Origin of the sequence: Halorussus caseinilyticus, from assembly GCF_029338395.1 — an archaeon.
Classification (GTDB): domain Archaea; phylum Halobacteriota; class Halobacteria; order Halobacteriales; family Haladaptataceae; genus Halorussus; species Halorussus caseinilyticus.
Genome location: NZ_CP119809.1, coordinates 2917974 through 2942761, shown reverse-complemented (window position 1 = coordinate 2942761; position 24788 = coordinate 2917974). Strand labels below are relative to the sequence as shown.

Genomic DNA, 24788 nt, shown 5'->3' with positions numbered 1-24788 from the left:
GAGCGGGTTTTTGGTCCAGCGTTTGCCAGCGATGGAGCGAACGGAGTGAGCGAGCGGGTTTTGCGGTAGTATCTATTCTGGCTTGCCGAGAGATAACTTTGTAATTCTTTAGCGTGTATTTTCATTTCTTAAGACACTATTTTTCTTTGCTAAGAACAGGCGTGATTATCTCTCGGCCGTCGGAACCGAGACGACGAAGAGGTCTGACACCCCCGCCCGGTCGCGGTCCCGCGACCGGGCGGGGGCGTTCTTCTACCCGTGGCGGTTGATTGACCGAGCGCGTCCCGGCGGTCGTCCGCCGACCCGTCCAACTTTCCCGCCCGCCTCCCTACGCCCGAGCATGACCGAACCCCTGCGAACCGAACTGGACCCGGAAGTCGCGCGAGTCGTCGCGGACATCGAGGCCGCGGGCGTCCCCGAGTGGTCGGCGCTGTCGGTCGAGTCCGCCCGCCGAGTCGAAGACGAGGTGTTCTCGGGCGGCGACCCGCCGGAAGTCGGATTCGTCCGCGACCTCTCGATTCCCGGGCCGGGCGGGTCGAGTCCCGGACCGGGCGGGTCGCCCGGCGACCCCGAACGGGAGATTCCCGTCCGCGTCTACCGCCATCCGGACCTGAACGCCGACGCCGACCCCGCGCCCGTGCTGGTCTACTACCACGGCGGCGGGTGGGTCCTCGGGACGCTGGACTCCATCGACGGCGTGTGCCGCAGACTCGCCCGGCGCGGGGAGTGCGTCGTCGTCTCGGTGGACTACCGACTCGCACCCGAACACCCCTTCCCCGCGGCGGTCGAGGACGCTACGGCCGCGCTCCGGTGGACCGCCGAGAATGCCGACGCCTTCGGCGGTAACTCCGAGAGACTCGCGGTCGGCGGCACCAGCGCGGGCGGGAACCTCGCGGCGGTGACGGCCCTCCGCGCTCGTGAGAGCGAGTCGGTCCCCGACCTCGCGCGCCAGTTCCTCTTCTACCCCATCACCGACTACGCCTTCGACACCGACTCCTACGCCGAGAACGGCGACGGTCCGCTCCTGACCGAGACCGACATGCGCTGGTTCTGGGACCACTACCTCCGGAGCGAGGTGGACGGCGCGAACCCCTACGCCTCGCCGCTCCGCGCGCCGGACCTCGCAAACCTCCCGCCCGCGACGGTCGTCACCTGCGGGTTCGACCCCCTCCGCGACGAGGGCGTGGCCTACGCCGACCGACTCGCGGCGGCGGGCGTCGAGGTCCGCCACGACCACCACCCCGACCAGCCACACGGCTTCCTGAGTACCTCGGCGTCGGTCTCGGCGGCCGACGACGCGCTGGACGAGATTGGCTCGGAACTCCGGGCGCTCTGAACGGTCTCCGAGTTTCGGGGGTGTCGTGGGAGTTCGGCGTGGAGTCGTTTTTGCGCTTTTTGACCGGGCGAGAGTGTAACGGAGGAAGCGGAGGGGAATGTGACGGAGGACGCGGCGAGAAGCTAAGCTTCAGGCTCGAACGCGACGAGTAGCACGGTAAGCGTAAGAGACGCCACGGAGGAAGCGGAGAGGAGCTAGCTTCAGGCTCGAACCAATGAGGACCGCACAGCACCGCCACCGCGGGCCACACACCTCCCCAACCGACTCCTTCGCTCCCGTCGGTCGCTCAGTCGTCCCTCGCGCGGTCTGGCGCGACACAGGGTCGCGCCAGCGCGCGCCGGTGGTGAGAGTGAAACCGAGCGCGGCCGCGAGAAAGAGAAATCGAGCGCGAGCGTCTACCTACCGGAGTCGCCGCCGAGCGGCCACGAGCGCCGCCAGAAGCGCGACCAGCGCGGTCGAGACGCCGAATCCGGGGATGCCGCCACTGCCGCCGTCGTCGGTAGTCGCGGCGGTCGTCTCGTCGGTGTCGTCGCCCTCGGAAGTCGTCGTCTCGGCCGCGACCGAGACCGACCCGGCCGACGCGCCGTTGACCGAGATGTCGTGTGCGCCCGGTGAGTCCAGCGTCACTTCGACCGTGACCGTCTCGGACTCGCCAGCGCCGAGTTCGACCTGTTTCTCGGCGACGACTTCGCCGTCCACCGAGATTCGCGCCGTCGTCGCGCCGGTGCCGTCGCCGGTGTTCTCGACGGTCGCGGTGACTTCGACGGCGGTGCCGGGTGCGACGCTCTCCGCGCCGACCGAGGCGTCGGTCACCGACAGCGCGCCGCTTCGGACGCCGACCGCGAAGACGCCGGTGGCGGAGCCTTTCGCCCGCACGACGTACTGCCCGCCGGTCTCGCCGACGACCTTGGTCTCGACCCGTTGCCACGACCCACCGGAGAGACGGAACACCGCGACGTTCTCGGGCGCGGCGACCGAACTCTTCGGCACCGCGAAGTCGGCCTTGACCTCGCCGAGCGCCGACGACGAGATGTGGGTCGCACTCACGTTCAGATAGCCCAGCGTCGTCCCGTCGGGTGCGCTCGCGCCGACCGGAGCGGACGACGAGACGCTCGCCGCCGCGAGGAACCGCGGGACGGGTTCGGAACTCTTCGGCGCGAGCGAGACTTTCCGGACCGTCAGGTCGCCCGCCGAGATGCCGCCCTCGGGCGACACGTCGCCCGAGGAGTCCGACCGGGCGCTGACGACTTCGGCCCGGACGCTACTCGCGGTCACGTCGGTCACCGTCACCTGCGCGGGCGGGTCGGGGACGTTCGCGCCGCCGCCTCCGCCGCCGGAGCTACCGCCGCCGCCACTGCCGCCCGACGACTCGTTGACCACCGAGAACGTCACCGTCTCGGGGGCTGAAAGCGAGTTGCCCGCGTTGTCGGTCACGAACAGCGTGGCGTTGTAGGTGCCAGCCGTGAGGTTCCGGGTGAATCTGAGGTCGGAGTCGTTGACCGACGCCGCGCCGGTCACGTCCGCGCCCTCGAAGTGGAGCGTGACGTTCTCGGCATCGACGCCCGCGTAGCCGTCACTGTACGACGCCGTGAGCGTCACGTCGCCCGCGGTCGGCGACCGGGTAGCCACGCCGAGCGAGGCGTTCGGCGCTCCCGACTCCTTCTGGCCCGTGACGGCGTACGTCGAGAAGTGCGGGGCCTCGATTTCGTAGGTGTAGGTGCCGTCGCCGTCGTCGGTGTCGATGCGGGTCGCGTTGACCTTCCGCCATCCGGACGACGTGTTCTCTTCCTCGACCCAGAACTTGACCGTCCCGTCCTTGATGTACTTCTGGTGGATGCGCGACTGGGCCACCGTGACCGTCACCGTCGCGTCCGTGATGTTGGCGTTCGAGACGGTGGTGTTGATTTGCGGGAAGTACAGCGAAGTCCCGTCGGGGTCGGTCTTCTCCGGGTTCTTCTTCGCGGTTCCGACCGTCACGCTGGCGCTGGTGGCCGTCTCGTTCGTCTCGATGGCGACTTTGCCGACGTTCGTGTCGTTGGTCTCGGCCGAGAAGGTGTCGTTGCGCCTCTCCATCGAGACCTGTTGGCCGACGCTGTACTCGCCGGTCGTGACGACGCGCTCGTTGCCAGCCACGTCCCGGACGACCACCTCGAAGGTGTGGTTGCCGAGCGCGGACGCGGCCGGGACCGCCCAGTCGTCGCCGACTGGGTGGCCGTCCACGAACACGCCAGCGACGCCGTTGTCGTCCGTGGCGTTCACGACGACCGCAATCGCGTGTTCGGGCAGGATTTCGCGGGTTCGGTTCAGACCGGGCGTTCCGTTGACCGTGGGTTTCTGCGTGTCGATTCTGACGGTCCGGTTGTGCCGGACTTCCTCGTTGCCCGCCGCGTCCACGCTGTAGAACTCGACGGTGTAGTTCCCGTCGGCGGTGAACGTGATGTTTCCGGCGTAGGGCGTCCAGTTGCCGCCGTCAACGCGGTACTCGGTCCGGACGACCCCGCTCGCGGAGTCGGTGGCGTCGAGCGTGACGTTCACGTCGGAGTCGTACCACCCGTTCTCGTTCGCGGTCGCGTTCGTCGTGAAGTTCGTCACCGGCGCGTCGGCGTCGATGTCGAACGAGACCGACTCGCTCGCTTCGACGTTGCCGCCCTCGTCCACGCTCCGGTAGGTGACGGTGTGCGCGCCGTTCGCGGCGACCGTGACGTTGCCGTCGTAGGCCGTCCAGTTGCCGCCGTCAACGCGGTACTCGGTCTGGACGACCCCGCTCGTCCCGTCGCTCGCCGTGAGGTTCACCGTGACCGCGGAGGTGTACCATCCGGCGTCGCCCGTGGTACCGTTCAGCCTGTGGGTCGTGTTCGGCGCTCGGGTGTCGAGCAGGAACTGCTGGGCGATTCCGCCCTCCTCGTTGCCTTTCGCGTCCACGGCGGTCACGGAGAGGGAGGCGATACCGTCGGACAGGTCCGCGGCGTCCACCGTGAAGTTGCCTCGGTAGATGCCGTCGCCGTCCGAGTCGTTCAGCGCAATCGTCCCGGCACCGAACTCCGACGCGTCGGCGGTGACGGTTTCGACGCCACTGAGTCCGTCGGACGCCTCGATTGCGACCGAGACCCGTTCGCCGTCCGCGACGACCTCGTTGTCGTCGGCGTCGGACACGTCGTGGACCGAGACGTTCGGCGCGCGGGTGTCAACGACCACCGAGACGGTCCGGTTGTCGGCACCGTCGTTGCCGTAGGCGTCGGCCGCCTTGACCAGCGAGGCGGAGTGTTCGCCGTCCTCGTCGGCCTCCAGCGTGCGCCGGTACTCGTAGCCCTCGGCGGTCCGAGTCGAGGACATGTTCGTCACGCGCAGGCCCTCGTAGGTCATCCCTATCGACGCGAGCGACTCGTTGGACTCGAACGTCACGACGACGGTTCGGCCGTTCGCGCTCGCCGAGAGGTTCGAGATTTCGGGCGCGTTCGTGTCCACGGTCATCGCGGCGTTCGCGGAGACTTCGCCAGCGTTGCCGTGCCCGTCGGCGACGTAGTTGAGTTGCGCCGAGAACGTCCCGTCCCGGCCGTCGGACACGTCTGCGGTGTAGGTGTAGGTGCCGTTCTCGCTCGTCTCGTCGAACGCGGGTCTTAGGAGCGAACTCCCCTCGTCACCGGTGAGGTTCACCCGAATCTCGGAGAGTCGCTCGTCGCTGGCGAGCGAGAGGTCAACGTCTCGGGCCTCCTTCGAGAGCGAGAAGTTCTGAACCGTCGGCATCGTCGTGTCCACGGCGATGGAGGCGTTCTGGCCCGTCGCGCCGTCGTTGCCGTAGCCGTCGGCGGCGCGTTCGAGCGTTACGGTGAACTCGCCGTCGGTACTCGCGTTGAGCGCCGAGAAGTACGTCCCACCCTGCTCGCTGAAGTGGCTCTCGGTCATGGTCAAGTTCGCGGCACCCGAGACGTTGACCGCGATGTCCGTCACCGACTCGTCGGCGTCGAACCGGACGTTCAGGGTCTGTCCCGAGGGGTTGGTCAGCGAGACGTTCGTAACCGTCGGTGCGGCGGTGTCAACGAACGCCGCGACGGTCTCGCCGTTCGCGCCGTCGTTGCCCGACGTATCGACCGCCGACTTCAGTTCCGCGGTGTAGTTCTCCTCGATGCCGGACCCGACACCCCACGCCGCCTCGTAGGTCTCGTTCCCGAGCGCGGTGACGTTCTGCTCAGCGACGAACGTTCCGTCGTCGGCGTAGAACTGGACTATCGTCTCGTCGGCGTCCAGTCGCTCGTCGGCGGTGAGCGTCGCCGTCACCTCGTCGCCCGCAAACGCCGCCTCGAACGAGGTGACGGTCGGAGCGGCCGTGTCCACGAACAGCGAGACGTTCTGACCGGACGCGCCGTCCAGACCGTGGTGGTCCTCGGCCCGCGTCAGCGTAATCGTCCAGTTCTCCTCGACGCCCGCGGGAGCCGTGAACTGGGTCCAGTACACGGTTCCGGTGTCCGACCCGTTCTGGAACGAGTCGAGCGTAGCGACCGTCGCGCCAGACTCGTTGGTGACTTCCGCGACGACTGCGGAGGTGTTGAGTCGCTCGTCGGCGTCGAACGAGACCGTCACGTCACCGCCGTACTCCGACGCCGTGAGGTTCCATACCGTCGGAGCGGTCGTATCGACCGAGGTGTTGTCCGTCGCCGACCCGGTGAAGGAGTTGTCCGCGGCGTCGCTTGCGTTGACGAGAGTGGCGCGGTACTCGCCGTCGGTTTCGACTGCATAAGTGGTCTGGTACTGGTGAACGCCTCCGTACTGCGTTCTGCTTAAGTCCGTGAATGTTTTGACTACTGTTCCGTTGCTGTTAGTGATGTTTAATTGGAGTTCGGTGAGTCTCTCGCTGGAGTCGAGTGTGACCTCCAGAATGGACTCGTCTGAGAGTGACGATATGTCGAAATAGCTGATTTCCGGTTTCACGTTGTCCACCACTATCGACTCGGTGGTGACGTTCTGGTTGCCGGAGTCGTCGGTTGCGACCACCGTAATCGGCTGAGTTCCGTTGTCCGCGTCGGTCACGGTGACAGCCGTCGCGTAGGTGTCGTTGCTCTCGTGGGCGAGCGTGACGAATCCGACGCCGAGACCGGTCGCGTTGGCGGTCACGTTCGCCACGCTGGTCGCGTCCTCGGACACTGTGGCCTCGATTCGCACCTCGTCGCCGTCGCGCACGACGCCGTTACCGTCTGCGGCGTCGATGACCGTCGCGTTCAGCGACGGCGCGGTGGTGTCCACGGTCACGGAGTCCGACTCTCCCGACGACCCGTCGTGGCCGAACTCGTCGGTCGCGGCCCGGAGGGTCGCGTCGAAGGTTCCGTCGCGGGCCTCCGAGAGGTTCGCGCGGTAGACGTAGGTCCCCGAGTCGTTCGTCAGCGAGAAGTCCGAACGGGTGAGCGTTCCCGAGGTGTCGCCGCCGAGTTCGACCTCGATGGCGGCGAGTCGCTCGCTTGCGGCGAGTCGCACGTCAACGTCCTGTCCGTTCGCCACCACGTCGAAGGCGGTGACGGCGGGTGCGGACCCGTCGAGCGTCACGCCGACTTCGGTGTCGCTCGTGACGGTGAGGTTCCGGACGTGGGTCTGGTTCGGGTAGCGCGTGCTGTTTTCTGGCGGGCGGACCTCGACGGTGACGTTGCCCACCACTTCGACTCCGGGCGGGGTCGCCGAGGGAGTCAAGTCCATCCGACCCTGCGCGTCGGTCGAAACGTTCCCGAGACCGGTAGTCGCCTCCCCGTCGAAGTGGGTAACGCTGACCGACGCGTTCTCGACCGCCGCGCCGGTCTCGTTCGTGACCGTGACGTTCAGAACGCTGGCGTTCGGAAGCGCGACGGTGCCGAGGTCGGTCGGCGTCGTCGCATCGACCGCGGCGACCGAGTAGAGGTCGGGCGACCCGTCTCGGGGCATGTACGTCCCATCCTTGTCTGTGAAGTTGCCCTGATAGTACTGCACGTCGTAGGTGCCGGTTCCCTCGGGGACGGCCGCCGAGAAGTTTCCGGCGGCGTCCGTGTACGTGACGGCCTGTCCTTGCACGCCCTCGGCGGGCACGAACACGAAGTCGTCCACCGCGGGGTCGCCGTCGGCCTCGGTGATGGACCCCGAGACGCTGACGGACTTGCGGAGGGCCACCGTGATTCCGGTGTCGTTCTCGACCGTCAGCGACGTGGAGTTGGGTCGGTAGCTCGAACCCTCCGGCGGTTCGACGACGACATCCACGTCACCGGTGACTTCGAAGCCCGGCCCGTCGCTCGTCGGCGGTTCCATCATCCCGTCGGCGTTGGTCGGCACGCCGTGCATCGCGATGGCGTCGCCAGCGCCGTGGTGCCGGAGGTTGACCGTCGCGTTCGGGATGGGCGTGCCGGAGAGCGTCTCGACGGTGACGTTGAGGTCCGAGGCGTTCGGCAGTTGCTGGTCGATGTTCCGGACGTTCGCGGTGTCGTAGATGCCCAACGCGTAGAGGTCGGGCGACCCGTCGTCGGGGAACGCGAGGTCCGAGTCGTTGCGCAGGTCGTCCTGATAGTACTCCAGTTGGTAGCGGGTGTCGCCGCCGAGTTCGACCGTGAATCCGCCGGTCGAGTTGGTGTAGCCCCGCGGACCGGGCGTCGAGGGGAGTTCCTTGAACCCGACCGTATCGCCGACAGCGGAGGTGCCGTCGGACTCGGCTATCCGCGCGGTGAAGTTGACCCGGTTCGGGTCGAGCGTGACCGTGACGGTCGTATCGTTGGTCACGTCGAGGTTCCGAGTGTAGAGTCGCTCGGCGAACCGGGTGCTGTTCTCCGGCGGCGTCACGTCCACCGTGACGTTGCCCGAGAGTTCCATGCCGCGCCGACCGAACTGCGAGAAGTAGCCGTTCGCGTTCGTGTCGTTGCGCCATCCGGAAGACACGCCGAACCGGTTGTGTCCGAGCGTGACGTTCGCGTTCTCCACGGGGTCGCCGTTCGCGTCTACGACCCGAACGTCCACGACGTGGCCCTCGCCGAGTCGGTAGTCGCCGAAGTCGGTACTCGCGCTGAGGTTCACCCGGTCGATGATGAACAGGTCCGCGGTTCCGTCTCGGGGGAACGGCGAGTCCGTGTCGAGTTCCTGCGCCGCCGCGAGGGTGTAGTCCTCCTGCGCTTCGAGACCCTCGACTCTGAACCGACCCTTGTCGTCGGTTCGCTCGGCGAAGAACGACCGGTCCGGACCGGTCGTGTTACTGCTCGCATAAATCGTGCTGTTCGCGGAGACGTTCCCGTCGAAGTCCTCGAGCGTGCCTTCGACGCTGACGAGTTCCTGCATCTCGACGGTGACGTTGGTGTCGCCGGTCACCGTGAGATTCCGGGTGTAGGTCGCGTCCACGAACCGGGTGGCGTTCTCCGGGGGTTCGACTCCGACCGACACGTCGCCCGTCAGTTCCATGCCGCGCGTCCCGCCGGGAGCGACGTACCCCTGCGAGTCCATCGTGAGGTTGACGAGCGTCGCGGACGCGCCGAGGCGACGGTGAGTCATCGAGACGGTGGCACCCGGAACGGGGTCGCCGCTCTCGTCCACGACGCGCACGTCGAGGACGGGGGCGCTCGGCACGTCGTAGTTGCCGAGGTTCACGTCGCCGGAGACGTTCACTCGGTCCATCACGTAGAGGTCTGCGGTGCCGTCCTGCGGGAAGGGCGTCTGAGCGTCGAAGTTCTGGTAGTAGCGGACCGCGTAGTCGCTACCGCTCTCGATGCCCGAGACGCTGAAGTTCCCGGCCGAGTCAGTGTAGCCGACTTCGAAGTCGCGGGTCGCGTCGCTTTCGAGGACCACCGCGTCGTCCGACGAGGGGTCGCCGTCGGCGTCGTCGACCTGTCCGCTGACGGTGTTACCCGACCCGTCCAGCGTGAGGGTGAGGTCGGTGTCGCTCTGCACGTCGATGAGGTCAGTGTAGTTCGGTCCTCCGAACCCACTGCTCCCGTCCGGCGGGGAAACGCGGACGCGCACCTCGCCGACGACTTCGATGCCCGCGGTGCCGCCCGCCGCGAGCGTCCCGTCGTTCCGCGCGGTAGTGGTGTACCCCGCGTAGGCCTTCGTTCCGTTCTCGGACACGAAGTCCATGACCTCGACTTCGGCGTCGGGAACGGGGTTGCCGTTCTGGTCCACGACGGTCACGTTCAGGACGTGCGCGCCGGGGAGCGACCCCTCGCCGACGTACTCGGAACTCGTCCCGTTCACGATGTCGAAGGCGTGGAGGTCCGGCGACCCGTCGCGGGCCATGAACTCGGACCCCTTCCGGTCGAGGTCTCCTTGGAAGTAGCCGAGGACGTACTCGCCGTCGGTGCCGCTTGCTCTGACCTCGAACTGACCGTTCGCGCTCGTGACGTTCTCGTAACTCTTCGAGGAGTCGAGCGCGTAGGCGTTGACCTCGTGGCCCGCCGCGGCGGTGCCGTCGGTCTCGTCGAATCGACCCGAGTAGGTCACGATGTCGGGGTACGGTTCCGCGACCGACGAGACTGCGCCGTCCGCGTCAACCAGTCCGTAGCCGGTCCGGTTGTTCGGTTCGGTGCCCCGGAGCGGAACCGCCGTCGAGGTGAGGCGACCTTTGACTCCGGCGGGCGTCAGACTCCGGTTGGCGTCGAGCATCAGCGCCGCGACACCGGCGGTGTACGGCGTCGAGGCCGAGGTGCCGTAGAAACTGTCGTAGACGGAGGTGGTCACGCCGTCGGGTGCAACCACGTCGGGTTTGACCCGGCCGTCGATTGTCGGTCCGCGCGAGGAGAACGATTCGAGTTCGTTGTCGCTGTAGTGGGCCGCGCCGACCGTGACGATGTTTCGGCCCGTGCCGGGCACGGTAACGCTCCGTCCCTTCGTCCAGTACTCGGGGTTAGAACTCCCGCGGAAGAAGATGTCGAAGGTGGACGACTCGTTCGCGTTCCAGTTCTCGATGGAGAGGTAGACGGGTTGGGAAACGTCGGCGTAGATGTACTCGGTCGGCGACTGGGTGCCGTTCTGGACGTTGGTAGAGTAGTCCACGACCGCGCCCGTCTCGTTGACGAGTTTCAGGTCGTAGTCCTCGTTGCGCTCGTTCCAGTCGTTCCAACTGAGCGCGATGCTCACCTGCCCGGAACCGCCAGCGGGCGTGACGTTCATCAGTTCGTCGGACCCCTCGAAACTCATCACGTCGTCGCCGTCCGGGTCGGACCACTGGCCGTGCCAGTGGTCGCCGTCGCCGTCGTTGCCCGCGGAAGTGAACCACGTCGTGCCGCTCTGGATAGACTGGTCGATTCGCTGGTTCATGTACGCAGTGCCGTCGAGCGGTCCGACGTTGTACCAACTCAGCGACATCGTCGCCACGTCGGTCGAGGTGTTCTGCTCCAACCAGTCGATGGCCTCGTAGAGTTGGACCGTGCTACTGACTTTCACCGCGATGATGGAGGCGTTGGGCGCGGTGTCCGCGACGAGTTCGGCCGTCGCGGTGCCGTGTTCGCCGGTCGCGTTGCTCATCTGACGGGGGTCCGTCGCGTCGAAGTTCCGCCAGTCCACGAGTTGGTCGGCGATTTCGGGGTTCGAGACGTTGAACCCGGCGTCGATGACCGCCACCGTGACGTTCTCGCCGGTGACACCCGCATCGTGGACGGTGCCAACGTCCATGTTCGAGAGACCCTCGCTGGTGATTTCGTTGGTCTCCGGTCGGTGAGGTTGCCGGACGAACTCGACGGCGGCGGAGTCGGCGAGCGCGGTGACGGCGCTCGCGGGCACGCGCGCCTGCACGAGATTCTCGTAGCGGGCCTGCACGTCGCCGCCGTTGGTGCCGACCAGTCCGACGGCCTCGTCGCCGCTACCGGGAGTTGCCCGGACGACGACTTCCACGAAGTCGGTGCCCGACGCGGTGTCGGTACTCGGACCGCTCCGGGCCGACTCGACGCTATCGAGGACCGACGACGAGACCTTGGGGTTCGACTTCCGCGCGGCCGGTTCCGACTCCTTCGTGGCGTCTCTCGTCGCGGTAGAAGTCGTCGTAGTCGTGGTCTCGTTGACCGCGGTGGTCGTGGTCGTCTCGGTGGTCGTCGTCTCGGCGACTGTCGTCCCGTCGTCGGCCGTCGTTGCTGTCGTCCCGTCGTCGGCCGTCGTTGCTGTCGTCTCGGTGGCCGTCGTCGTTGTCGTCTCGGCGACTGTGGTGGCCGTCGTCTCGTTGACCGTGGCCGTCGCCGTCTCGGTCAGCGTCGTCGTCGCGTCGTTTCCGGTGGTATCTTCGGCCAAGTCACCCGTGACCGCCGGTGGGCCGTTCGGCGCGAACGCCGAGGCCGGGACCGCGGCGGTCGCCGCCGAGACGACCAGTAGAATCGAGAGTGCGACCGCGGAGAAGCGTCCGCGACTCATGGCGACACTCCCGACGCGGACGCGCCGGTCGCTCCGCTGACTGCCGTCGGCGCTCGCTTATCTGTATAACGAACTACATGTGAAACGCTATTCATTGTCAATGAGTTATACTAGATACTGATAAGAATTTTGCAATTCCCGGGTATAGTCGAAATAGACTCGACGGTCGAACCGACAGAACGGGAGTTTCGCCGACGTTAAGTCCGAAACTGGTACGAGGAGGTTCGACCCGTCGTACGCGACAGGAAAAAACAGATACTCTAGACGAACGCGAATACGTCGGCTCTACTCGAAGTCATCCTGAGTGATAGGTTCGCCTTCCTCGGTCGGCGGGGCAACGTGGTCCACGAACTCCTCGACGCTCGGTTGCTCGACGCGAACCCGGACGTGGATGTCTCCGAGTTCGTCGGGATTGCCGACGGCGAAGTTGACGACGCCCTCGAAGGCGGCTTGCTTTTTCAGGTCGAACGAGAAGGTGTCTCCGCGGCGATTCTTGAAGAACTCCCCGCGAGCGGTGTCGAGTATCTCTCGGCGGTGGAGCAGTTCCGAGAAGTGGTCGAGGGAGTGGGCCTCCGCGACGACTTCGCCGTGTCGCTCGTCGGTCTCCGCACCGGGGAAGACGTTCGTGATGGCGGTAGCGACTCTATCCGCGATTTCGGTGTCCGCGACGGGTGCAGTCACCTGCACGTCGATGCTGTATATCATGCTTCTCGGGCGGTCTGTTCGCGTTCGAGTCCTGCGACGCCCTCCTCGAACAGGGCGCGAATCTTCTCGTGAAACGCCTCCAGCGTTGCGGTGTTGTCGATGCGAACGTCGGCGCGCGCGATGGCTTCGCCCATCCCGAACCCGCGTTCGCGCTCGTCTCGCTCGCGGAGTGACTCGCCGTCGTCGGTGGCGTCTCGACCCCGCGCCTCGACGCGTTCGGCCCGAACCTCGAACGGCGCTTCGATGCTGACCAGCGTGAACGACTCGCCGAACGCCTCTTCGAATCGCTCGACTTCGACGCCCGCGCGGATGCCGTCCACGAGGACGGTATCGCTCGCTTCCAGCGCCCCCTCGATGACGGGGAGCGACCGCTGAGCGATGGCGTCGGGACCGTTCTCCTCCCGAAGCGCGGCGGCAATCTCTCCGTGGTGTTCGGCCGGGTCGAGACCCCGGTCACGACACTCCCGGCGAATCACGTCACCCATCGTCACGACAGGAATACCGAGTTCCTCGGCGACGGCGGCGGCCTCGCCCTTTCCGCTCCCCGGCAAGCCCACGGTTCCGATGACTCTCATTGGCGAAAAGTAGTGGTGAGTCGTGCATAAACGCTGTGTTCCGGGTGTGCGAGGCGCGCGCTTCCGGCGCGCGCCGACGCCGCCGGTCGGAGATTCACGGGCGCTCGCCGGAGGATTCTACGGGAGAGACAGCTTTCTATTTCCTTTACAATTGATAAACACTCTTTAGGAATTGTGAATATTTCTCCCGTCGAGGTTGCCCGAACGAGCATACGCGGCGTGACGGGCGACACCGAATCCTAACTTCTTTTGCCACCGGGCGGTATACGAACGGACGAGGGCACGTAGCTCAGTCTGGAAAGAGCGTCGGACTTCTATCCCGGTCGGTCTCGGCCGATTGGGGAAGACATCCGACGGTCGTGGGTTCAAATCCCATCGTGCCCGTACAGCGACGAACGGAGTGAGGAGCGAACCGGCGCGAAAGGGGATTTGAACCCTGCGAGTCGCACGCCCGGAACGGCCGGAGGCCGCACGCCCGGACCGTCTCGGTCCGGTTCAAATCCCATCGTGCCCGCTGATTCTGCCGCGACCGGCGAACTCGTCCGTCCAAGCGATTCCGGTTCGAGTCCACGGCCGTCTCACGCCCCGCTACCGAGTCGTCGGCAATCGGCCGCCGTCGTCACCAAGAATAGAGAGACCGACCACTACTCAGAAGAGGTCGCCGACATCGTTGATGTCGGACCGGCAGAACGGACAGCGATAGTTCGTCTGGAAGTCGTTGCGCTGGGCAACGGTTCGTGTTTCGAGTTCGTGCATTGCGATACTGCGACCACAGTCGGGACACGGTACTTTGGTCACGGAAGATAGATGAATGGCCCAAACACTTAAATTGCAATGTAAGGTAAATAGAGAAATCTTGTGGCCCCAGTGGACGAAAACGCCGGGGTGCCGAGCGCGGCGGCCAAATGAAATTAGAACCGACGGCGAATCCATCGCCGACTTCGCTCGCTCGGCTCGCTCGTCGCCTCGCAAAAAGCTGGACCAAAAAGGACGCTATCCCTCGAAGCCGTCCTGCGACCACCTTTTTCCATCGCCGACTTCGCTCGCTCGGCTCGCTCGTCGCCTCGCAAAAAGCTGGACCAAAAAGGACGCTATCCCTCGAAGCCGTCCTGCGACCACCTTTTTCCATCGCCGACTTCGCTCGCTCGGCTCGCTCGTCGCCTCGCAAAAAGCTGGACCAAAAAGGACGCTATCCCTCGAAGCCGTCCTCGAACTTGAACGTGCCGTTGCGCTGGACGATTTCGCCATCCACTTCGATGAACGAGTCTTCGGCCATGTCCACAATCATGTCTACGTGGACCGCGCTCTGGTTGCCTTCCTCGCCCTCGGGCAGGCACTCCTCGTAGGCCCGACCCACCGCGAGGTGGACCGTATCGCCCATCTTCTCGTCGAAGAGCATGTTGTAGGTGAACTGGTCGATGTCGCGGTTCATCCCGATGCCGAGTTCACCGAGTCGGCGGGCACCCTCGTCGGTGTTGAGGACTTCGCCGAGTACGTCCTCGTTCTTGCTGGCGCTGTACTCGACCACTTCGCCGCCTTCGAATCGGAGGTAGCCGTCGTTGACCTCGTGGCCCTCGTGGATGAGCGGTTTGTCGAAGAGAACTTCGCCCTCGACCGAATCGGCGACCGGCGCGGTGAACACCTCGCCGCCGGGGAGGTTGTTCTTCGCGTGGTCGTTGATGGTGGTCATTCCCTCGATGCTCATCGTGAGGTCGGTGGTGTCGCCCGAGACGATGTGGACTTCCTCGCCCGCGTCGAGGATTTCGACCATCTGCTCTTGGTGTTCTCGCTGGGCCTCCCAGTCTTTCCCGATGGCCGACCAGACGAACTCCTCGTACTCGTCGGTCCCCATCTCGGCGTTCTGGGCGTCGGCGGGGGAGGGGTACTGGGTGAGGACCCACCGCGTGTCGAGAATCTCCTCCCGGACGGGAAGTTGGGCCTTCCGGAACGCCGACATCGTTTCGCTGGAAATCGCGCTCAGTTCGGCAACGTTGTCGTGGGCGCGGACGTGAATCCACACGTCGGCCGCCTCCGCCAGCGCGAGTTCGTGGTCGGGGGCGTCCATGTCGTCTGCGGCGACTGCCCGCAGGAACTTCGTCCGAGTCTCGTCCTTGCGCCCGGCGACGTGGAGGGGATACGCGCCGCGCTCTCCGATGACCTCGCAGAGCGCGAGCGTCAGGTCTTCGCCCGCGGGCGGGGCGCTGACGACGACGTTATCGCCGGGTTCGATTTCGGTGGAGTGGTCTACGACGATTTCCGCGTGGTCCCTGACTCTGGAATCCATACGCGCAAGTGTTGCCGAAGAGGGGAAACGCCTTTCGGTATTCCGAGGGGTCCCGACGTTCGGCGGGCGTCACGGCGGTTCGCCGCCACCGCGGAGTATATCACGGGCGGCACACAACCAACGGGCATGATAGACCTCCGGAGCGACACCGTGACGAAACCCGACGACGCGATGCGCGAGGCCGCCCGCGACGCCGAAGTGGGCGACGACGTGTACGGCGAGGACCCGACCGTCAACCAGTTGGAGGCCGAGGCCGCCGACCTCGTGGGTATGGAGGACGCTCTCTACGTGCCGACCGGCACGATGGGCAATCAGGTCGCGGTTCGGACCCACACCGACCGCGGTCAGGAAGTCCTCGTGGAGCGCGAGAGCCACGTCTTCAAGTGGGAACTCGGTGGTCTCGCCCAGTTGTCGAGCCTTCAGGTTCGGACGCTCGACGGCGGCGAGCGCGGAATCCCGACGCCCGAACAGGTCCGAGAGGGCTACGTCGAGGAAGACGCCCACCGGCCCGGGACCGGTCTCCTCACCCTCGAAAACAGTCACAACAGCAAGGGCGGGGTCGCCGTCGCGCCCGAGAAAATCGACGCCGCGGCCGAGGCCGCCCGCGAACTCGGGGTTCCGGTCCACTTAGACGGCGCGCGGGTGTTCAACGCCGCCGTCGCGCAGGACGTGTCCGCCGACCGAATGACCGAGAGTGTCGATTCGGTCATGTTCTGCCTCTCGAAGGGTCTGGGTGCGCCGGTCGGTTCGATGTTGGCCGGGAGCGAGGAGTTCGTCGCCCGCGCTCGGCGCAACCGGAAACTGTTCGGCGGCGGGATGCGCCAAGCCGGGATGATTGCCGGGCCGGGCCGACTCGCGCTCGAAAACGTCGAACGACTCGCCGACGACCACGAGAACGCCCGCGTGCTGGCCGAGCGACTCGCGGACGTGGACGGACTCGACGTGCAGGACCCCGAGACCAACATCGTTCTCGTGAACACCGAGGGCGCGGACCTGCTCGCCGACGAGTTCCTAGACGCCTGCGAGGACGTTGGCGTCCGCGGTACCCAGTTCGACACGCACGTCGCGCGGTTCTGCACGCACTGGGACGTGGACCGCGACGACGTGGAGACGGCCGCCGAGCGAGTCGCCGACGCTCTCGACGAGTAGCGGACGCCGACTACTGTCGGCCGTTTTGAACGCCCTCGCGGAACCCGGTGATTGTTCGCCGGATGAACAGATACATGAAGAGAACGAACCCGAGCAGGACGGCCAGAAAGCCGAGGACGAGCGGGTCGTTGAACACTGATGCCATGTATCGCCATTGCCGTTCACCCAACAAATTCGTTTCGACGCCCGCCGGAAATGGTGGTAAAGTTCATGGGAGCAGGGTCGCAATGCGAACTTATGGCTGACCTCCTGCCCTCCACGTCGGACGCGACGGCCCCGCAGTCGGCCGAACCGCGGGTCGTCGGCGTCGATAGCGACGACGCCGACGACCTTCTCGGGGCACTCTCCTCGGAGACGGCCCGAGAGTTGCTGGCGGCCCTCCACGACGACCCCGCGACCCCCTCCGACCTCGCCGAGACCATCGACACCTCGCTCCAGAACGCCCAGTACCACCTCGGCAACCTCGAAGACGCCGACGTGATACAGGTCGTGGACACCGTGTACTCCGAGAAGGGCCGCGAGATGAAGGTGTACGCGCCCGCCGACCGACCGCTGGTCGTGTTCGCCGGGAACGAGGAGAAGACGACCGGACTCAAGGCCGCGCTCTCCCGGTTGCTCGGCGCGTTCGGCGCGCTCGGTCTCCTGAGTCTCGCAGTCCAGCAGGTCTTCGGCGACGGACTCGCGACGCTGTTCGGCGGCGGCGAGAGCGCCGAGACCCGCGGCGACGGCGGCGGGATGTCGGTGCAGTCCACGGATGCGGTCCAGCAGACCACGGACGCCGCGGCCAACGCGATTCCGCCGGGCGTCCTCTTCTTCGCGGGCGGTGCACTCGTCCTCGCGCTCGGATTCGCGTGGTGGTACTACGCGAATCGGAGTGCGTGAGCGACTGACGGGGCGGAACCGACGATTCGTCGGCGGTAACTAAAACGAGTTTTTGAGCTTACGGGAACTATTTGAGATAGTCGAACGTAGGCAGTAGTGTACCGCCCCGCTTCGGCCCTCCACCACCGTCGTACTCCGTTCTCGCCTCGGGGCGAGACCGCAGTTCTGTTTCTTCGGACGCTCGTCACGCGACTTCGAACGTTTCGAGGACCGACCCGTCGCGGTGGCGAATCTCGCCCGCGAGCGTCGGCCCGTCACCTTCGACCGGCCGGAGTTCCGCGTGGGTCGGGACGCCGCCGCGAGGCTGAGCGTGACTGCCGGGATTGAGCAGGAGAACGTCGTCGCCCGCGCTGGCCGCGTGGCGGTGGGAGTGGCCGAACACCACCACGTCGGCGGCCTGCTGGCGACCCAGAAGCGAGAGACCGGTCGCGCTCCGGTCGTCGCCGTGGGTCAGGACGAACCGGACGCCTTCGACTTCGAAGGTTCGCTCGGGCGGGAGTCGGTCGCGGACTCCGGGAGTCGCGTTGTTGCCGTAGACGCCTTCGAGTCGGTCAGCGACCGACTCGAAGGCGTCGAGGACCGTCTCGTTGGTGAAGTCCCCGGCGTGGACGACGACTTCGGCCTCCTTGACGGCTTCTCTCGCTCGCCCCGTCAGTTCGTGGCCCGACCGACTGTGCGTGTCCGAGAGGACGGTTATCATCGCTTCGGCGTAGGGACGCCGGGTTCGTGAGCGTTCCGCTTGCAAGCACTTTCTTATCCGGTGGCCGAGAAGGGTAGGTCAATGGCGGAAAGCAAATCGGTCGTTATCGCCGCGCTCATCGCTAATGGCGCAATCGCGGTGCTGAAGTTCGTCGGATTCCTGCTGACCGGGAGCGCGGCGATGCTCTCGGAGACGTATCACTCCGTGTCCGACACCGGCAATCAGGTGTTCCTGCTCATCGGTCTCCGGTACAGCGGCCGGGACGCGAGCCGCGGCCACCCATTCGGCTACGGGAAAGCCGAGTTCTTCTACAGCTTTCTGGTCAGCGTCCTGCTGTTCGGCATCGCGGGGTGGGAGAGCGCCAAGCACGGCTACAACGCAATCATGCACCCTCATCCGGTCGAACAGGGGTCTGCGACCCTCCTCGGAGCCACCTTCCCGGCGGTCTGGGTCAACTACGGCGTCCTCCTCGGTGCAATTGCCTTCGAGAGCTACGCGCTGAAGAAGGCCTACGCCGGGATGAAAAAGGACATCGAAGAACACGAGTGGACCGGACTGGTCGAGGCGTTCAAGAAGACAAGCAACGTGACGACGCTGACCGCGTTCACCGAGGACACCATCGCCATGGCCGGGGCGGGGTTAGCGCTCTTCGGCGTCTTCGTGTCGCGGTTCACCGGCAACCCCATCTACGACGCGGTGTCGGCCCTGCTAATCGGTCTCATGCTGATGGGCTTCGCCGTCGCGCTGGCGTGGGAGAACAAGCGCCTGCTCATCGGCGAGAGTCTCCCGAAGTCCGAGGAGCAGGAACTCCGGCGCATCATCGAGGAGTGGGACGGCGTGGTCCGAATCGTGGACTTCCGGACGGTCATCTTCGGCCCGGAGAACGTGCTGGTGACTGCGGATGTCGCCTTCGAGAAGGGTATTCCGACGGCCGAGATGGACCGGAAGATTACCGAGTTGGAGGACGCGCTGATAGAAGCCAACGAGAGCGTGTTCAAGGTGTACATCGAACCCGAGAAGGGGCGGCAGAGTCGGCGGGGCGAGGCGGCGGGGTAGCTACTCGTCGTCCATCTCGAAGAGTCGGGAAAGGGTGACGCCCTCCAATCGGACGAGTTCTTCCGCAATCTCGCTATCCTCGTTTAGTTGGTACATCGGACTTCCGCCAACGTCGCGGGTGTGTTCGATGACGCCGAGGTCCTGCAAGTCGCCGAGATGGTCGTAGACCGTACTTCTGGCGATTCCTGCAAGTTCGGCGACGTAACTCACGTTCAGGTCGCGGCCGCGTTCGCTCACGAACGCGGCCAGAATCTTGGTCCGGGCCGGTTGGCCGAAGAGGTGGACGAAGGGACTGTCGTCGGCGTAGGAATCGGTTTCACCACCATCGGTGTGTGCGAGCGCAGTCATAGGTATTGGTTCAACCCATACCCTACATAAGCGTTTTCCTAAAAATACTTCTTCGTAGCTTCAAAACAACACAACTAAATATCGGTGATGAGTCGATTGTGACGATATGCGAAAATGACAGACAAGCATATCCAGAATCGTATCGTGGAAAAACTCCTCCGCAACAGGGTCATCGGAAGTCACAAAATTCGAGTTGACACCGCAGTCAATCGGTATCTCCCGAGTCACGAACAGGGCCGAGGAAAGGAACTCGTTCGGGAGATGATTCGTGAGCCTGAAAGCCCAATCGAGGGCTACGGCGGCAGTCGAGACAACATTCGACTGACGAGTAAGGAGGACGCAGTGGAGTTCCTGAAGTCGAACGACGGCAACGTTCCGTTCGGATTCGGTTAATCCTCCCTTGACACTTCCACTCGCAAGCGAGAGTTTAAACGTCAAGCCGAGCAAACCCCTGCCGTGGCAGAGACGAACGGGTACATGCGGTTCTTTCCCTACGAAGCGCCGTACGACAACCAGCAGGAGGCGATGGACCGCATCTACAACGCCTTCGCCCGCGGGCAGGACGTGCTGTTCGAGGGGGCCTGCGGGACGGGCAAGACCCTCTCGTCGCTCGTGCCCGCGCTGGAGTACGCCCGCGAGGAGGACAAGACGGTGGTCATCACGACCAACGTCCACCAGCAGATGCGCCAATTCGTGGCGGACGCGCGGGCCATAACGAAAGAAGAGCCGATTCGCGCCGTGGTCTTCCGGGGGAAGGGGTCGATGTGTCACATCGACGTGGGCTTCGAGGAGTGTCAGGTTCTGCGGGACAACACCTACGAAGTCGTGGACGCCGAGAGCGACCTCGAAGAGTTGGAGGACCGCCAAGAGGAACTGCTCGAAGCGAGTCAGGAGGGCGACGAGCGCGCCGCCGACGCCCGGAGCGCCGTCATGGACGAACTCCAGTCGGTCCAAGAGCGCGTCGAGAGTCTGGAGGAGCAGAACACCTGCGAGTACTACTACAACAATCTCGTCGGCGACAACGACGAGTTCTACTCGTGGCTCTACGACGACGTGCGCACGCCCGACGACATCTACGAGTTCGCCGAACAGCAGAAACTCTGTGGCTACGAACTCCTGAAAGACGGGATGGAAGGCGTGGACTTGGTGGTGTGCAACTACCATCACCTGCTCGACCCGATGATACGCGAGCAGTTCTTCCGGTGGCTAGACCGGGACCCAGAGGACGTAATCGCCATCTTCGACGAGGCCCACAACATCGAAGACACCGCCCGCGAACACGCGACTCGGACGCTGACCGAAAACACCCTCGACTCCGCGCTCGACGAGTTGCAGGACTCCGACGACGCGCGGGCCGAACCCGCTTACAACGTCGTCTCGGCGTTCCGGGCGGCGCTCGAAGAGACCTACGAGGACGCCTTCGGGTTCGGCGACCGGGAACAGGTCGGCGACAACTGGGAGGACGTGGCTATCTCGAACGACGACAAGCGCGACGACCTGACGCTCAACTTCCTCCAGCAGTACACCGGCAAGGGCATCGACACCGAGTTGGAACTCGCGGTCCACCTCGGCCGGGACTTGGACGAGGAGTACGAGGAGGCCTACAAGAACGGCGAGTCCACGACGCGCCAAGAGTGCCAGACCCTGCAAGCGGCGACGTTCATCCAGTCGTTCATGGACGAGAGCGCGGAGTTAGGTCAGTACCCCGTGGTGTCGGTCCGTCGCGACGAGGCGACCGAGGAGGTGTACGGCCGGGCGGAACTCTACACCTGCATCCCGCGGGAGGTCACGGAAGACCTCTTCGGCGAGGTGTACGCCACGGTGCTGATGAGCGCGACCCTCCGGCCGTTCGACGTGATTTCGGACGTGTTGGGGCTGGACGACCCGGTGGAAATCGCCTACGGTCTCCAGTTCCCCGAGGAGAACCGCCGGACGTTCGCGGTGGAGACGCCCGCGCTGTTTTCCAGCGAGCGCAACGACCCCGATACCCAAGAAGCCATCGCGGGCGTCCTCCGGGACGCTGTAGAGTTCACGGCGGGCAACGCCCTCCTGTTCTTCCCGAGTTACGCCGAGGCCGAACGCTACTACGACCGCCTCTCGCGGGAGTTCGGGGACGGTAGTGCGGGAACGACGCTCCTGATGGACGAACCCGGTACCTCCGTCGAGGACCTCCGCCAGCGATTCGTCGCGGACGACGACGCCGCGCTGTTCACCTCGCTGTGGGGGACGCTGGCGGAGGGCGTCAGTTTCGACGGCGACGAGGCCCGGACCGTCGTCGTGGTCGGCGTCCCCTACCCGCACCTCGACGACCGGATGGAGGCCGTTCAAGAGGCCTACGACCGGACCTTCGCCGACCGCTCGGGCCGCGACTCCGGATGGGAGTACGCCGTCGAGATTCCGACGATTCGCAAGACGAGACAGGCGCTCGGCCGAGTGATTCGGTCGCCCGACGACTTCGGCGTCCGCGTGCTGGTGGACAAACGCTACACCGAGGCGGGTCGTCGGGAGATGGGCAAGTACAGCGTCCGCGAGACGTTTCCGCCCGAGGAGCGCACCGAGATGCTGGACGTGCAGGCCGAGAAACTGAAGTTTGCGATGCTGAACTTCTACGGCGACAAGGACGCGTGGGACGGCGCGCCGCCGACGCCGTGAGGCGTTCGTAGTTGTCGTCTGTTCGTGCTGGAAGCGAGAAGCGGACGAGCTGAAGGTCCGGAGTAGGGAGAACGGGAAGAACCGGAGAGCTAGCTTCAGGCTTGAACCAATCATACCGCAAACCGCACAGCACCGCAACCGCGGGCCACGTCCTCCCCAACCGACTGCGCGTCTCGCTCACTCTGTTCGCTCGATGTTTGCGAACGACGCTCGCAAATCAGCGAGACGCGAAGCGTCTCGCAAGCCTCGTCCCTCGCGCGGGTTGGCGCGGCGCACGAGCGCCGCGCCAGCGCGCGCCGACTGGAAGGACGAGGTATAGAAGTATGGAAACGTTCGCGCGTCCTTAACACCATAAAATCTTTCTCTAAGAAAGAAAAATGTTTCTCTAACGAAGTCAAATACGTCTTGCGCCGCCAACCTTTACGCCGGGAGCGAGAACGACGCGACTTCCTCCTCGTAGGTCGCGTCCCAGAGCGCGAGTCGGTTCACGGTCCACGTCACCGACTCGATGTCGCGCTCGATGAACTGACGGGCCGTCTCCACGTCGCCGCCGCGGGCCAGCGTGACGTGGGGCACGTAGTCGTCGCCCTCGAACGACTCGACGGCCGAGAAATCGCCGACGAGTCGGTCGTGAACCCGCCGGAGACCCGGACTCTCGACGGCGAGGTAGACCACCGGTCCCGCGCCGACCGGTGGTCGCTCGAACGAACCGAGACCCGAGACGCGGACCTCGAAGGCCGGTGCGCCCGCGAGCGCCGTGCGGACCTGCTCGCGGAGGCGCGCGGTTCCGCCCGCGGGCGCGTCCCCGAGGCGCTTGCAGAGGAGGGTGTGGCGCTCCCGAATCGTCTCGAAGCCGAGGAGCGCGGGCCGCAGGTCCTCGGCGAGTCGAGCGACTTCACCGGGAACCGGGACGTTGAGGCTGTACACTGCCGGAGAGTCGGTCGGCGCGACACAAGAGGATGACGGTCGGGCGAGACCGGCGTCGGGCGACTGCTACACTTATTTGATTGCGGACCGAGATAGAGAAGGAATGGAGACATCCGGGGAAGCAGTCCGTGTACTGTACGTCGGCGACAGACCCGGAACCGCCGACTTCGCCGAGTACGTCGGCGGCGAAGACGCGCTCACCGTGGCGCGCGTAGACGACGCCGCGAGCGCACTCGACCGCTTGGACTCGGCGACGTTCGACTGCGTGGTCGGCGACGTGGCCGACGGACTCGGACTTCTCGACGCGGTTCGAGAGCGCTGGACCGACCTCCCCTACGTGTTCGTCGCCGGTGAGGGCGACGACGACGCCAGCGAAGCGCTGGCACGCGGTGCGACCGACTACCTCGAACGCCGGGCCGACCGCGACCAGCGCGCCCTCCTCGTCACGCGCGTCGAGAGCGCCGTCGTGCGCCGGACCGCCGACGGACTGGTCGGCACCCTCGTCACCCGAGAGGGCGGCGACGACGACTACGCGCGCATCGCCACCGAACTCCGAGAGAACGAGACGTATCTGCGGAAACTCTACCGAACCGCGTCGAACACCGAACTCTCCTACGAGCAGAAGCGCCGCCGACTTCTCGAACTCGGCCGGGAGCGTCTCGACGTGGACGTGGGATTCGTCTCACACATCGAAGGCGACACCTTCGAAATCGTGGACGCGGTCGGGTCCCACGAACTGCTCCAACCCGGCCAGACCGCGCCGCTGGTGAATACCTACTGCCGGAAGACTATCGAGGACGAGGGACTGCTGAGCGTCGAGGACGCCGAGTCGGAGGGGTGGATAGACGACCCGGCCTACGAGACGTACGGTCTCGGGTGTTACGTCGGCGCGAAGATATTCGTGAACGACGCGCTCTACGGCACGCTCTGTTTCGCCGACCGGGACCCCAGAAGTCGGGCATTCTCCGAGAACGAGAAGATATACGTCGAACTCATCTCCCAGTGGTTGCGCTACGAGTACGAGCAACGCGCCGACGAGCGTGCGCTCCGCGAGCAGAACCGCCGCCTCGAGGAGTTCGCCAGCGTGGTCAGCCACGACCTGCGAAATCCCCTGAACGTCGCCAGAATCTACCTGAGCATGGCCGAGGACACCGGCGACGAAGAGGACTTCGAGCAGGTCCGGTGCGCCCACGACCGGATGGAGCAGTTGATTCAGAACCTATTGATGTTGGCCCGGCAAGGAGACGCACTGGACCGCGTGACCCGCAACGACCTGTCGGCAGTCGTCGCCGAGGCGTGGGAGAACGTCGAAGCGGACGACGGCACTTGCCGGATGGACGGCGACCTGACGGTGAGAGCCGACCGCGAACGCCTCAAGCAGTTGCTGGAGAACCTCTTTCGCAACGCGGTCGAACACGGCGGCGAGGCGGTGACGATTCGGGTCGGACCACTCGACGGCGGCGAGGGCTTCTACGTCGCGGACGACGGGCCGGGCGTCCCCGAGGACCGGCGCGAGACGGTCTTCGAACACGGCTACTCGACGGCCGACGACGGGACCGGATTGGGTCTCGCAATCGTCCGGCGAATCGCCGACGCCCACGACTGGACCGTCTCGGTCGGCGAGAGCGGCGACGACGGCGCGCGCTTCGAGGTCCGATTCGGGTCGAAGTAAGTCGGCTGGCCGGGTCGCGCGGCTACTTATTTTCGGGACAGAGTTGTTCCGCCTTTGACTGCAAACGTTGCCACCCCGAAAGAGTTTAAAACCCTCGCCGTTCAAGGAGTAGTCGATGACACGGACTCGCGGTCAGGGGTCGCTCGCCGCCCCCGAGAGCCGTGAGTCCACCC

General features: G+C 65.4%; 15 protein-coding genes and 1 tRNA gene. 8 read left to right on the top strand and 8 right to left on the bottom strand.

The window, feature by feature from the left end; genetic code table 11:
- Positions 1–340 precede the first annotated feature (340 nt).
- Positions 341–1336, top strand: a complete 996-nt coding sequence (locus P2T60_RS14870) for an alpha/beta hydrolase (protein ID WP_276280026.1) — start codon at positions 341–343, stop codon at positions 1334–1336.
- Positions 1337–1735: 399 nt separating this feature from the next.
- Here the strand turns inward: P2T60_RS14870 and P2T60_RS14865 are convergent, their stop codons facing one another.
- The 3 genes from P2T60_RS14865 to P2T60_RS14855 all read right to left on the bottom strand — a co-directional run bounded on the left by P2T60_RS14865 (position 1736) and on the right by P2T60_RS14855 (position 12945).
- Entirely contained in the window at positions 1736–11665 is a 9930-nt protein-coding gene (locus tag P2T60_RS14865) for an OmpL47-type beta-barrel domain-containing protein (RefSeq protein ID WP_276280025.1), read from the bottom strand.
- A gap of 285 nt (positions 11666–11950) precedes the next feature.
- Positions 11951–12370, bottom strand: a complete 420-nt coding sequence (locus P2T60_RS14860) for an RNA-binding domain-containing protein (protein WP_276280024.1) — start codon at positions 12368–12370, stop codon at positions 11951–11953.
- Positions 12367–12945, bottom strand: coding sequence for an AAA family ATPase (locus P2T60_RS14855; RefSeq protein WP_276280023.1), 579 nt, complete (start codon positions 12943–12945; stop codon positions 12367–12369). Before P2T60_RS14855 ends, P2T60_RS14860 begins: the two co-directional genes overlap by 4 nt.
- Before the next feature lie 278 nt (positions 12946–13223).
- Between P2T60_RS14855 and P2T60_RS14850 the strand changes: the two genes are divergently transcribed.
- Positions 13224–13329: transfer RNA gene (locus P2T60_RS14850), tRNA-Arg, on the top strand.
- Between the two features lie 805 nt (positions 13330–14134).
- On the opposite strand, the gene P2T60_RS14845 is transcribed toward P2T60_RS14850, so the two are convergent.
- A complete protein-coding gene (locus P2T60_RS14845) occupies positions 14135–15229 on the bottom strand; it encodes an aminopeptidase (protein WP_276280022.1) in 1095 nt (364 codons plus the stop codon).
- Positions 15230–15355: 126 nt separating this feature from the next.
- On the opposite strand from P2T60_RS14845, the gene P2T60_RS14840 reads away from it, so the two are divergent.
- Positions 15356–16378: a threonine aldolase family protein gene (locus P2T60_RS14840; RefSeq protein ID WP_276280021.1), complete on the top strand. Its 1023-nt coding sequence runs from the start codon at positions 15356–15358 to the stop codon at positions 16376–16378.
- A 10-nt stretch (positions 16379–16388) separates the two neighbouring features.
- Here P2T60_RS14840 and P2T60_RS14835 read toward each other — a convergent pair whose 3' ends face one another.
- Complete coding sequence (locus P2T60_RS14835; protein ID WP_276280020.1) at positions 16389–16523, bottom strand: DUF7859 family protein; 135 nt, start codon at positions 16521–16523, stop codon at positions 16389–16391.
- 92 nt (positions 16524–16615) lie between these two features.
- On the opposite strand from P2T60_RS14835, the gene P2T60_RS14830 reads away from it, so the two are divergent.
- Positions 16616–17260, top strand: a complete 645-nt coding sequence (locus P2T60_RS14830; RefSeq protein WP_276280019.1) for an ArsR/SmtB family transcription factor — start codon at positions 16616–16618, stop codon at positions 17258–17260.
- Between the two features lie 184 nt (positions 17261–17444).
- On the opposite strand, the gene P2T60_RS14825 is transcribed toward P2T60_RS14830, so the two are convergent.
- Positions 17445–17960 carry a metallophosphoesterase gene (locus P2T60_RS14825; protein WP_276282217.1) on the bottom strand — a complete coding sequence of 172 codons (516 nt, stop codon included), beginning with the start codon at positions 17958–17960 and terminating at the stop codon, positions 17445–17447.
- An 81-nt stretch (positions 17961–18041) separates the two neighbouring features.
- Between P2T60_RS14825 and P2T60_RS14820 the strand changes: the two genes are divergently transcribed.
- Positions 18042–19016: a cation diffusion facilitator family transporter gene (locus P2T60_RS14820; RefSeq protein WP_276280018.1), complete on the top strand. Its 975-nt coding sequence runs from the start codon at positions 18042–18044 to the stop codon at positions 19014–19016.
- Here the strand turns inward: P2T60_RS14820 and P2T60_RS14815 are convergent, their stop codons facing one another.
- Positions 19017–19364: a winged helix-turn-helix domain-containing protein gene (locus P2T60_RS14815; RefSeq protein WP_276280017.1), complete on the bottom strand. Its 348-nt coding sequence runs from the start codon at positions 19362–19364 to the stop codon at positions 19017–19019. It abuts the gene before it with no gap.
- Positions 19365–19478: 114 nt separating this feature from the next.
- Between P2T60_RS14815 and P2T60_RS14810 the strand changes: the two genes are divergently transcribed.
- Positions 19479–19757 (top strand): hypothetical protein, encoded by a 279-nt coding sequence (locus P2T60_RS14810; protein ID WP_276280016.1) that lies wholly within the window; start codon positions 19479–19481, stop codon positions 19755–19757.
- Between the two features lie 63 nt (positions 19758–19820).
- On the top strand, positions 19821–22016 hold the full coding sequence (locus P2T60_RS14805; protein WP_276280015.1) for an ATP-dependent DNA helicase: 2196 nt from the start codon (positions 19821–19823) through the stop codon (positions 22014–22016).
- A 420-nt stretch (positions 22017–22436) separates the two neighbouring features.
- On the opposite strand, the gene P2T60_RS14800 is transcribed toward P2T60_RS14805, so the two are convergent.
- The gene (locus P2T60_RS14800; protein WP_276280014.1) at positions 22437–22943 is read right to left on the bottom strand and encodes a 2'-5' RNA ligase family protein; all 507 of its coding nucleotides are present in this window, start codon (positions 22941–22943) and stop codon (positions 22437–22439) included.
- 103 nt (positions 22944–23046) lie between these two features.
- Here P2T60_RS14800 and P2T60_RS14795 point away from each other — a divergent pair, with 103 nt between their 5' ends.
- Positions 23047–24615, top strand: a complete 1569-nt coding sequence (locus P2T60_RS14795) for a sensor histidine kinase (protein ID WP_276280013.1) — start codon at positions 23047–23049, stop codon at positions 24613–24615.
- The last annotated feature ends 173 nt before the right edge of the window (positions 24616–24788 follow it).